13 protein-coding genes are annotated in these 11336 nt (G+C 39.4%); 6 read left to right on the top strand and 7 right to left on the bottom strand.

What is annotated here, in order from left to right; all coding sequences use genetic code 11:
* Positions 1-2: 2 nt before the first annotated feature.
* Positions 3-908 carry a diacylglycerol kinase gene (locus tag KC820_RS07730; RefSeq protein WP_212370013.1) on the top strand — a complete coding sequence of 302 codons (906 nt, stop codon included), beginning with the start codon at positions 3-5 and terminating at the stop codon, positions 906-908.
* Positions 909-985: 77 nt separating this feature from the next.
* On the opposite strand, the gene KC820_RS07725 is transcribed toward KC820_RS07730, so the two are convergent.
* Positions 986-1183, bottom strand: a complete 198-nt coding sequence (locus KC820_RS07725; protein WP_212370011.1) for a hypothetical protein — start codon at positions 1181-1183, stop codon at positions 986-988.
* Positions 1184-1432: 249 nt separating this feature from the next.
* Here KC820_RS07725 and rlmD (KC820_RS07720) point away from each other — a divergent pair, with 249 nt between their 5' ends.
* A complete protein-coding gene (gene rlmD / locus KC820_RS07720; RefSeq protein WP_212370008.1) occupies positions 1433-2803 on the top strand; it encodes a 23S rRNA (uracil(1939)-C(5))-methyltransferase RlmD in 1371 nt (456 codons plus the stop codon).
* 159 nt (positions 2804-2962) lie between these two features.
* On the opposite strand, the gene KC820_RS07715 is transcribed toward rlmD (KC820_RS07720), so the two are convergent.
* Both KC820_RS07715 and KC820_RS07710 read right to left on the bottom strand, forming a co-directional pair.
* Positions 2963-3250 (bottom strand): phospholipase, encoded by a 288-nt coding sequence (locus KC820_RS07715; protein ID WP_212370005.1) that lies wholly within the window; start codon positions 3248-3250, stop codon positions 2963-2965.
* Between the two features lie 238 nt (positions 3251-3488).
* Positions 3489-3593, bottom strand: a complete 105-nt coding sequence (locus KC820_RS07710; protein WP_144089444.1) for a YjcZ family sporulation protein — start codon at positions 3591-3593, stop codon at positions 3489-3491.
* Between the two features lie 301 nt (positions 3594-3894).
* On the opposite strand from KC820_RS07710, the gene rlmD (KC820_RS07705) reads away from it, so the two are divergent.
* Both rlmD (KC820_RS07705) and KC820_RS07700 read left to right on the top strand, forming a co-directional pair.
* Positions 3895-5361 carry a 23S rRNA (uracil(1939)-C(5))-methyltransferase RlmD gene (rlmD, locus tag KC820_RS07705; protein WP_212370002.1) on the top strand — a complete coding sequence of 489 codons (1467 nt, stop codon included), beginning with the start codon at positions 3895-3897 and terminating at the stop codon, positions 5359-5361.
* Between the two features lie 49 nt (positions 5362-5410).
* Positions 5411-5764 carry a DUF2200 domain-containing protein gene (locus tag KC820_RS07700; RefSeq protein ID WP_212369999.1) on the top strand — a complete coding sequence of 118 codons (354 nt, stop codon included), beginning with the start codon at positions 5411-5413 and terminating at the stop codon, positions 5762-5764.
* A 63-nt stretch (positions 5765-5827) separates the two neighbouring features.
* On the opposite strand, the gene cyoE is transcribed toward KC820_RS07700, so the two are convergent.
* Positions 5828-6736, bottom strand: coding sequence for a heme o synthase (gene cyoE / locus KC820_RS07695; RefSeq protein WP_212369996.1), 909 nt, complete (start codon positions 6734-6736; stop codon positions 5828-5830).
* Positions 6737-6923: 187 nt separating this feature from the next.
* Between cyoE and KC820_RS07690 the strand changes: the two genes are divergently transcribed.
* Both KC820_RS07690 and KC820_RS07685 read left to right on the top strand, forming a co-directional pair.
* Positions 6924-8063, top strand: coding sequence for an alpha-hydroxy-acid oxidizing protein (locus tag KC820_RS07690; RefSeq protein ID WP_336511035.1), 1140 nt, complete (start codon positions 6924-6926; stop codon positions 8061-8063).
* A gap of 61 nt (positions 8064-8124) precedes the next feature.
* Positions 8125-8577, top strand: a complete 453-nt coding sequence (locus KC820_RS07685) for an OsmC family protein (protein WP_212369993.1) — start codon at positions 8125-8127, stop codon at positions 8575-8577.
* Between the two features lie 380 nt (positions 8578-8957).
* On the opposite strand, the gene KC820_RS07680 is transcribed toward KC820_RS07685, so the two are convergent.
* The 3 genes from KC820_RS07680 to KC820_RS07670 form a co-directional block, all read right to left on the bottom strand.
* Positions 8958-9476, bottom strand: coding sequence for a CueP family metal-binding protein (locus tag KC820_RS07680; protein ID WP_144089454.1), 519 nt, complete (start codon positions 9474-9476; stop codon positions 8958-8960).
* 98 nt (positions 9477-9574) lie between these two features.
* Positions 9575-9994: a universal stress protein gene (locus tag KC820_RS07675; RefSeq protein WP_212369991.1), complete on the bottom strand. Its 420-nt coding sequence runs from the start codon at positions 9992-9994 to the stop codon at positions 9575-9577.
* Between the two features lie 2 nt (positions 9995-9996).
* Positions 9997-11336 (bottom strand): SulP family inorganic anion transporter (locus tag KC820_RS07670; RefSeq protein ID WP_212369989.1); only part of this gene is annotated, 1340 nt, incomplete at its 5' end.

Genomic DNA, 11336 nt, shown 5'->3' with positions numbered 1-11336 from the left:
CGATGAAACGTGCTCGAGTAATTTATAATCCGACATCAGGTAAAGAAGGCATGCGAAAGTATTTACCTGATGTCTTGGAAATGTTGGAAAAGGCAGGCTATGAAACATCAGCGCATGCCACAACAGGTGAAGGTGATGCTACATTAGCTGCACAAACCGCTTGTGAACGACAGTATGATCTCGTCGTGGCAGCTGGAGGAGATGGTACGCTGAATGAAGTGATTCATGGTTATGCGGACCAACCTTACCGGCCGAAACTCGGCATATTGCCAATGGGGACAACAAATGATTTTGCCAGAGCGTTAAAGCTACCTCGAGATCCAAGAAAAGCGACTGAGCTGATTTTGAAAGGTTACTCAAAAAAGCTTGATATCGGGAAAGTGAACGACAAACATTTCATGAACATCGCCGGCGGTGGGAGACTGACAGAATTAACGTATGAAACTTCCAGCAAGCAAAAAGCGTTGTTAGGCCAGCTTGCGTATTACTTAAAGGGAGTCGAGATGTTACCTTCTATACGCCCGGCGTATGTCAAAATCGAATATGACGGAAATGTATGTGAAGAGGAAATCATGCTTTTTCTAGTTGCGAATACGAATTCAATCGGTGGTTTTGAAAGACTTGCACCCAATGCTGTCATGAACGATGGATATTTCGATCTGCTAATTTTGAAGAAAACAAACTTAGCTGAGTTTCTGTTATTGGCAAACAAAGCGTTGAGGGGACAACATATTGATGACGATAAAGTCATATATACTCATGCAAAAGAAATCGTTGTTGAACCGCGAGATGAATTGCTGTTGAATATTGATGGTGAATACGGAGGAAAGCTTCCGGGTACGTTCACGAATCTTCACAAGCATATAGAATTTTTCGTACCAGAGGAACATTTTGGAGAAAGCGAATAGTGAGCGAAAATTAAAAAGTAGTTCAAGGAGGGATTTTGATTAACATTAACACCTTTCTTGAACTACTTTATTTTACTTTACTTAGGCAAGATTTCATCTTGATGTTCATCTTCCAATTCCATGACATACCACTTTTTGTCTGATTGCGTATGCGTATTTAACTTTTTTACGAAGTTTTCTGCAATAGAGAAATCATCAAATGTCTTGTTCGACGTACTACTTGAATCTTTTAAGTATTCTGTTCTTCCATTAACGTTTCTAGCAACTATGTACATGAGATCTCCTCCTTACTCATTTACAATTTTGTCGAATAATCATGCGCAAATCATTATGCCTTAAAATTTTCTGAATTGTTTATATACATTATACATTAGTTAGCAAGCAATTGGAATTACATAATCGTTAAGTAATTGTTTCATTTTAAGAAAGATTGTAACAAAGCGATCGGTTTTAACTTAGGTTTGGGAAAAAAGAGGTACTTCCTATATAATGAAACCACCAACACATAAAGGACGGAATGAAATATGGCAAAAGCACCTGTAGAAAAAAATCAATATATCGATGTTACATTCGAAGATCTAACACACGAAGGAGACGGCGTTGCGAAAGTAGATGGCTATCCTTTGTTTATTCCATACGGATTACCGGGTGAAAAAGCGAAGGTTAAAGTCGTGAAAACACGGAAAAACTTCGGTTTCGGCAAATTGATCGAACTATATGAGGAAAGTGAACATCGGACGACACCGCCATGTGATATCTTCTTTCAATGTGGCGGATGTCAGCTACAACATATGACATACGAACGCCAGCTTGAAATGAAACAAAAACAAGTAAAAGACGTGATGCGAAAAATTGCTCATTTGCCTGATGTCCCTGTCCACCCAACAATTGGCATGGAAAACCCATGGGATTACCGCAACAAAGTATCAATTCCAGTCGGTAAACTGGAAGGAAAAGTCATCACAGGCTTCTACCAAAAACGATCCCATAATATCATCGACATGGACTCATGCCCGGTTCAACACCCGCAAAATGATAAATTAATCCAAGAAATGGCGAATCTTTTCGAAGAGCTCCATATCGAACCATATGACGAGGACACCCACCGAGGAGTTATTCGTCATGTCATTGTGCGAACAGGACAACATACAAACGAAATGATGGTCATACTCGTGACCAACACGAAAGAACTTCCTAAAAAGGAACAGCTTATTGAAAAAATTCAAGCCATCGACCCGGATGTGAAAAGTATCATTCATAATATTAACACGAAGAAAACGAATGTGATTATGGGTCCAGAGTCAAAGACAGTTTGGGGTAGTGATACGATTACCGATCGAATAGATGACTTAGAATTTAATATCGGTGCACATTCGTTCTATCAAATTAATCCACTACAAACGGAAAAGCTGTACGCGAAAACGTTAGAGTATGCGCAGTTAAGTGGTAATGAAACGGTAATCGATGCTTATTGCGGTATTGGAACCATATCTTTGTTCCTCGCTCAACATGCCAAAAAGGTTTATGGTGTCGAGGTTGTCCGCCAAGCAATTGATAACGCGAAAGATAATGCGAAGCACAACCGATTGACCAACACCGAATTTTACGTCGGACAAGCCGAAAAAGTCATGCCTTGGTGGCACGCACAAGGATTGAGACCTGATGTGATTGTTGTCGATCCACCAAGAAAAGGGTGCGACGAAGAACTGCTGGACGCAATGGTCGGAATGAACCCAGATCGTATCGTCTACGTCTCCTGTAACCCATCAACATTGGCACGTGATTTAAAAGTATTAGATGAAGCAGGGTATGAAGCTAAACAAATTCAGCCAGTCGACATGTTTCCGCAGAGTAGTCATATTGAAACTGTGACGGAGATTGTGAAAAAGGCTTAGGTTAATAACAAATTCATATTCAGTGGATTATTATGCCCCTCGGACAGATTGTTCGGGGGATTTTTTAGGCTTATGAAAAAATATCCCTCCACTATTGAAGAGATATTGACTTAAGCGTATCTAACACATGGTATGCTCAGTGCCTTGTTTCTACTCATTTTAATAAAACCCACAAGTAAAAAATGTTTGCATCTTCATATAGTTATACATTAATCTCGCACGGCGCCCTTCCTCAGTGTGCGGATTCATTAAATGACTTAACCGATAAAGAAACTCACGATCACAACCACATGATGGACCATATTTGTCGTAACATTCATCATGAGCTTTGCAGGCAGCATCTACAGCATTAATTGGAGGTTCTGGCCCATGACATCCTGGTCCGCACCAATTGTATCCCGGAAATATACAAAACCGTGGAGATAATCCTCTCCTATAGCGATTCATGATTATATTTCATCTCCTCTCGCCATGACCTCACCTTTTATATGACAATATATGCAAGAAAGTGTCGTTGTGTATGTTTAGATACCTATAAAAATTATCTTTTTATGTAAGACGAATAAGAGAAGACCTTTTACAATCAGGCCTCCTCATCCATATCTTTAAATAAATGTCCACCATATCCGTAGATTGGGCATAGTGAAGTTTGTATCTTTTAAGATTGAGAGGTAAGTAAAATGAGTTAGTATCCATACCCTCCACAGCTAAACACACTTGCGCCAACAATAATCAACAATATGAACAAAACGACAATTAAAGTAAATCCTCCACCGTAGCTACAAGACATTTGTATCAACTCCTTTAAGAATTAGAAGAACCTATCGCAAAGGTCCTTTATATACTGTATGAATTTCTTCATGGTTGCGTTTGGACTTTCGGTTTAAAAACTTATAAAAACGATGATTAGTAGTCGATTAGGTGAATGATGACATTCATGAGAAATACAGCATGGTTTATCTGAAACAGCTTCATCCTGTTAATTACATGGGGAAATGTTATAATGTTTGGTACTTATCGATTCCAATATTTTTAAGAAGAAAACTACCGAATTATATTATATAAAGATGAAAGTTAGGTCGTGAATTTACATGAAACAAAAGAACAATAGAAATAAAGGAAAGAAAAATAAATGGAGCTCGACAAAAAAGCCAGTCAATCAAAAGACACATCAAAAACCAAATAACTCAAAACCTCAGCATAAGAACCAGCCCAAATCAAAGAAAAAAACGATTGTAGAAGTCACTTGCACAGGCTTAACACATGAGGGGCAGGGGATTTTTGAGTGGGAAGGGAAGTCTCTTACTGTAGAAAACTTCTTGCCAGGTGAGAAAGCAGAAGTACTCATTTCACAAAAGGGACGATTTCCAAAGACGGAACTCAAGCGAATTATTACGCCATCGAAAGACCGCGTGGGTTCACCAACTTCCTATTATGCGCAGAGTGCAGGATGTCAAATTCACCACATGACAGACAAGGCCCAGGCTCGCTTCAAGCAGAATGTCGTGGAAGATTTAATGAAGCCGTTCGGTAAGCCAAAACCAATTATTACGATGGAGCATCCTTATGATTATCGTAATAAAAACACGATGACATTTGGCTTGAATAAAAAGAAGGAAGTCGTCACAGGTTTATATGCGCCGAATTCCCATCGCATCATACCGATGGAGCGCTCAATTATTCATGACCCGAAAGCCGATGAGATTATCCAAACGATTAAAGGAATGATGAAATCCTTTAAAATGCAGCCATATGACGAAGATTCAGACCGAGGATTTTTGCGCCACGTGCTTGTGAGAGTTGGTAAAAATAGTGGTGAAATCATGGTTGTCATCGTTGCAGCTTCCCCAATATTTAAGGGCCAGAAAAATTTTGTGAAAGCGCTAAGAGAAGCACACCCAGAGATTTCGACAATCTTATTGAACGTAAATACTAGATCGGACAGCATGATCCTTGGCGATCAAGAAAAAGTTCTTTTCGGCAAAGGCACAATCAAAGACACACTTTGTGGTTTGCAATTCGAAATTTCAGCGACATCATTCTATCAAATCAATCCTGTTCAAACGGAAAAACTATATGCAAAAGCCATTGAAATGGCTAATCTTACTAGAAAAGAAACGGTCATCGATGCTTATTGTGGGATCGGTACAATTGGATTGGTTGCAAGCGAAAAAGCAGGCAAAGTCATTGGTGTGGAACTGAATAAAGGTGCGGTTCGTGATGCCATTCAAAACTCGAAACGCAACGGGGTGAAGAATGCCAGATTTTATCAAGGTGACGCAGGTAAATTCATGGTTCAAATGGCAACCCGCGGCGAACAAGCAGATGTTGTTATTTTGGATCCTCCGAGAAGTGGAAGCGATGAAGCATTTTTATCAAGTGTGATTAAGCTACAACCAAAGCGCGTTGTATATGTATCTTGTAATCCAGAAACACAAGCACGGGATATGAAGTATTTAGTGAAAAATGGGTATCAGGTCAAGGAAATACAACCAGTTGACATGTTTCCACAGACGAATCACGTGGAGTGTGTGGCGTTGTTGGAGAGAAAAAAGTGAAAGAAAGTTATATAATCTATTTGAATTGACCAAGGAGAGGATTTTTATAATGGATAAACATAAAATATATACAATGAGCTTCGCAAGTGTCTATCCGCATTATGTCACGAAGGCGGAAAAGAAGGATCGTACGAAAAAAGAAGTCGATGAAATTATCCGCTGGTTAACCGGGTATTCACAAGCAGAGCTTGATCAACAATTAGAAAACAAGGTAGATTTTGAAACGTTTTTTGCGGAAGCTCCACAATTAAATTCCTCAAGAAAGCTAATTAAAGGGGTCATCTGTGGCGTTCGAGTAGAAGATATTGAAGAGCAGACAATGCAGGAAATCCGTTATTTGGATAAACTCATTGACGAGTTGGCAAAGGGAAAAGCGATGGAAAAAATACTCCGAACAGAATAGATGACTAAATTTCAAATAAAAATGACCTCGAATTGAAAACGAGGTCATTTTTTGATGAAACAGTTAAATGGTTAGGATAACCATCAAAAGGAATAGCAAAATTAGATAAATCAATGAAAAGCGTAAACTCGTTTGCGCCCATTTCTTTTGATCTTTTGCTTGGAACCCTTTCACCGCATGAATCATCCAACTAATTGTTAGAAGGATGGCGATCACAAAGAAAATCCAGCCTAACGGTTTAATCAATAAGAACGGTAGAGGGAGTAAGGCAATGACGTAAATCAAATGGTGCATCATCGCGACTTGTACACCGCGGACAACCGGTAACATCGGTACACCTGCTCGCGTGTAATCTTCCAATCGTCTAATTGTGATGGCTAACGTATGTGGAACTTGCCAAATGAGTAAAATCACGAACAATGTAATTGGAACAACGTGATTCGCAGGTGCGATGGCAGCCCATCCGATCAATGGGGTGAAGGCTCCAGAAACGCTTCCGATCAGTGTATTCCAGGCATACTTTCGTTTTGACCAAAAGGTGTAGAGTACCACATAAACGAACCAGCCTAAAAAGGAATAGAGCAAGGCTTCATTCGTAGTGAAAAACATGATAGCCAATCCAACAATCGTTGTAACAATCCCAGCTAATAAAACAGCTCTTAAAGAGAAGTTCCCTGAGACCGTTGGCCGTTCTTGTGTACGATCCATATTTTGATCAAGATCTACCTCAAACCAGTTATTTAGCATTAACGCCCCGGATATGACGAGTGTACTACCAATCAACGTTAAAAAGAATAATCCGATATGACCGCTGAATTGCTCGCCTTGGAAATAAAGCGCTAACCAGAAAGCTGTAAATACTGGAAAAACATTCGCGATTAACACTTTTCCTTTTAATAAATTTTTTATATCGATGAGCAGACTGACCAATGAAGATGAGTCCCTGCTACTTTGAATCGTTACGTTTTTCATACAAATCTCCCAATCATTTACACAAATCTTTTTCTAAATTTATTATATCATAAAAATATTTTCCACTATGTGAAATTAGCTTGAACATTGCTTAGTCCGAAGGGATTCCTATTATTCACTAGGCGTTGTTATACCTTGAGTGATAAACTAGTAGCAATGAAGGTTATTACGTTAACGGGGGTGAGCAATCATTTCTACATACAAAAGCAATGATTACATCGTTCAATCGATTGAAGAGAGTCTATTACCGGTTGGCTATGAGGAAATCGAGAAAGCAGCCAGAGACATACTTTCTCCACAAGCGTTTAGTTATATATCATCTGGTGCCGGTGCAGAAGAAACTGCAAGAAAAAATAAAGATGCATTCCAAAAGTATTCTATTGTTCCTAAGTTATTGAATGACGTTTCAGAGGTAGATACGAGCATATCGTTATTCGAAAGAAACTATCCCACACCATTCATTTTAGCCCCGGTTGGGGTTCTTAAGCTAGCTGATGACCAAGGGGATCTTGCTGTGACACGTGCGGCTTCAAAATATAATATCCCATTTATCCAAAGTACCGTCTCTAGTTTTTCAATTGAAGAGGTGGGGCAATCAAGTGGTGCACCAAAATGGTTTCAATTGTATTGGACGTCGCTTGAAGATATTTCTTTTAGTTTTGTGAAACGAGCAGAAAAGGCAGGTTACGAAGCGATTGTCGTGACAATTGATACCGTTACGCTAGGATTTCGAGAAAAAGATCTGTCTTACGGGTATTCACCGTTGGCCGATGGTTATGGTCAAGGAAATTTTGAATCTGACGATGTTTTTCTATCTACGGTTGAAGAGGTAAATAACAGCGCGATCGTCGATGGAATCATTAAAAATATTAACTATCCAGCTTTGAACTGGTCACATATTAGTAAGTTGAAGGAAAAAACGAGCTTACCAATTCTTTTGAAAGGTGTTTTACATCCGGAAGACGCACAGCGGGCGGTGAATCTTGGTGTCGATGGATTGATTGTTTCCAATCATGGCGGTCGACAGTTGGATGGTGTGATTTCAAGTATCGATGCCTTATCTGAAATTGCGAAAGTCGTAAATGGAAAGATTCCTGTGTTATTCGATAGTGGTATTCGAAGAGGAAGTGACGCACTGAAAGCGTTAGCGCTCGGTGCAGATGCTGTGTTGATTGGTCGACCTTATGTATATAGTTTAGCCATCAATGGTGAAAAGGGTGTTAGTCAGTTTTTAGCTAATTTTCTTCAAGACTTCAGTAGTTCTATGATGTTATCTGGAGTGAAAAATATGAAGCAATTACAACAGTTAAAAATTATTTGCGATTAAGTTTGTCTGCGGTAAGATTTGTTTTCAATGATCAATTAAGATAAACAAAGGAGATTATAAAATGACAAAACCTCAGTTAGCAACATTAAGTGTAAATGGAAAAATGGAAGAAGGGTTAAAAAACAAGGTTAATGTAAGAGATTTGGCACCATTTTTCGTAGATGAGCCAGAACGTTTAGGTGGAACGAACGCAGGTCCAAATCCGTTGGAGTATTTCCTAGGTGCTTATTCAGCATGTACTTCCATTATGGCTTCATACGCTGCAAAAGACTTGAACTTTACTTACACGGGACTGGATTTTGATACGAATGGCAGCTTGGATCCAAGAGGTTTTAAAGGAGTAGAGGGTATACAAACGTATTTTCAAACGGTTACGATTCAAGTAGAAGTGGAGACGGAAGAATCCGAAGAAGCTTTGGCGTTGTTGAAAGAAACCGTAGAAAAAAGATGCCCATTACACAATTTGTTGGTGGATGCAGGTGTTGAAGTTCATAGTCAATGGACGAAAAAATAAGAAAATATAATAGAACAATAGTTCGCATTCTGTTATACTGTTAGCAACAACAGATCGACGAACGATATGAGGGGTGGCGTTACAGAATGACCTTCTTTGGATTTTTCCGAGGAAGGGAGGTGACGCCTATAGACATTGCAAGTGCATTAACGCTTATGATTTCCTTCGGGATGTTAATCGCGTTTATAATGTCCGACCACAAAAATAACCCCTCATATGCTTTGACCGGCAAAGGGGTTATTTTGTAACCTATAGCGCCGTCTCCTCTTGATGGAGTTCGACTGTTGTACCGTAGACGTGGGAACGCGTCTACGGTTTTATTTTATGACTAGCTATTTTACTATACCCGATAGTTCGGTAAATGAAAACATCATGAAAATTTACTGCAATTGCATGGTAGTAATACATGTACCGTCATCTTCAAAAGTAGAGATTTCAGATTCAACCGTTTTTCCATCATGCTTGGCTAAAACTTGATACGTTTGATCTCTTGGAAGCCATAAATCAACGAACCCGTTCTTTCCAGAATTACGCTTTTCATCAAATACGACATTGCCGTCAACATCCGTAATGGTAATCTCAAATTCTTCATTTGCCAGTTCACCTTGGCAGCCTGTCAGACTGTGGTTACCACATGGATGTGTTTGATTGATGAATGGAGCAATCGAGACGAAGAACTCATCTTCCGGTAATTCATATCGTTTTTCTTCGTTGTTTTCTTGAATGATCAATTCGGTGGATGTAATAGAAGCTTGTTCATCACCGAAATTACCAGCACTATACTCATTGACCATCTCTTTTACATCCGCTTGGTCAGCAGTAGAAGTGTCATCGGATGTATTACATGAAGCCAACAAAAATAATGACAATAACGTTATATAGAGAACTTTCAATCGCATGAAGTTCACTCCTTACACAATTTTGTTAGCTTCATTATAGACTGAACTCAATATTTTCCATACAAAAAACAGTAAATTGACATAAAAATTTCACGATTCTACTTAACGACTAACACAGGGCAATTCGCTCGTTTGACGACTTTATGGCTGACGCTACCTAGCACCATTTCTTGAAGTGTATTCAATCCCCGGCTTCCGATCACCAACAAATCAAATTGTTGGTCATTGGCATAGGAAACAATTGTTGGACCAGGTTCGCCATGAAGAATGTTTACTTCATAGTTAACGTTTTTCTCTTGAATGATTTTTTCGATGTCTATTAACTTTTTTCGTCGTGATACTTCAAGTTCTTCTTTGCCTTGTGAATGGAGTACTTCATTTTTGGCTTTAGAAAAGTCCGCGACCAGCACAACTTCAATCAAGCTATCCTCAATTAAAGAGGCGATTGCTACTGCTTGTTCGGTTGCACGCTCGGAGTGCTTCGAACCATCTACCGCTAATAAAATTCGTCGATACATCTTTACCCCTCCTGAACTACTTCCGTATTCATGCGCTGAACAGCTAGCTGATTAACAATCTTTTGGCTTGATTTGTTTAAGCCTGTAATTGTCACGTCGTTGTCGTTCTCACTTAGTTTTAACACAACTTTATCAATTGCTCCGACAGCTGAATCGTCCCATACGTGTGCTTGGGAAAAATCAATCTTAATCTTGCTTTCACGGTCTGTTAAATCGATTGCGTCGACAAAGTTATCGACAGAGGCGAAAAACAGTTGCCCTGTAACGTGATAAACCGTTGAGTGTTCGAGTATTTGTTTTTGAACTTGAATCTTGGAAATCTTGATGACGAAAAATACTGCACTTAGCAGCACGCCGGCAATGACTCCTTTAGATAAATCATGTGTCGCTACAACAATTCCCATCGTCACGACCATAACGGCTGCATCTGCTTTTGGCGCATTTTTCAAATATTTAAAAGATGTCCAATCAAATGTTCCAATGGATACCATAATCATAATCCCTACTAAAACAGGCATTGGAATTTGAACAACCAAATTACCTAAAACGAGGATCAAAAACATTAAGAATGTACCAGCGACGAACGTTGATAAGCGGCCGCGACCACCTGATTTTACGTTAATGACCGACTGACCAATCATCGCACAGCCAGCCATTCCACCGAAGAATCCTGTTGCAACGTTCGCAATTCCTTGCCCACGTGCTTCTTTGTTTTTGTTACTGTCCGTATCCGTCATATCATCAACGATTGAAGCGGTTAATAATGATTCTAGTAAACCAACAATCGCTAATGCTAGAGAATAAGGAAAAATAATCATGAGTGTTTCAAAAGTGAATGGAACATTCGGAATGAAGAAGGACGGTAATGATTGTTGAATCGCTCCTAAATCACCGACAGTTCGTAAGTCAAAATTAGCATAAAGTGCAACGGCTGTTAAGAGCACAATTGCAATTAACGGAGCCGGAATGGATTTGATAAATCTTGGCAACAAGTACACAATCAACAACGTAATCGCAACAAATACATACGTTAAGTTATTTATCCCGATAAAGTGTGGCACTTGAGCCATGAAAATCAAAATCGCCAGTGAGTTTACAAAGCCGATCATGACGGCTCTAGAAACAAATTGCATCACTTTTGCTACTTTGAAAATTCCAAATAAGATTTGGATGATACCCGTTAATATGGTTGCGGCGAGTAAGTAATCAAGTCCATACTCTTTCACCAAAGGAACCATGAGCAGTGCCATCGCACCTGTTGCAGCTGAAATCATCCCTGGACGACCGCCTGTAAATGCAATAATTACGGCGATACAAAACGATGCATATAATCCGACCATCG

The organism is Allobacillus saliphilus, from assembly GCF_018138385.1.
Classification (GTDB): domain Bacteria; phylum Bacillota; class Bacilli; order Bacillales; family Alkalibacillaceae; genus Allobacillus; species Allobacillus saliphilus.
Note: the sequence above shows the minus strand (reverse complement) of the source record. Positions and strands in the feature narration are given on the sequence as shown.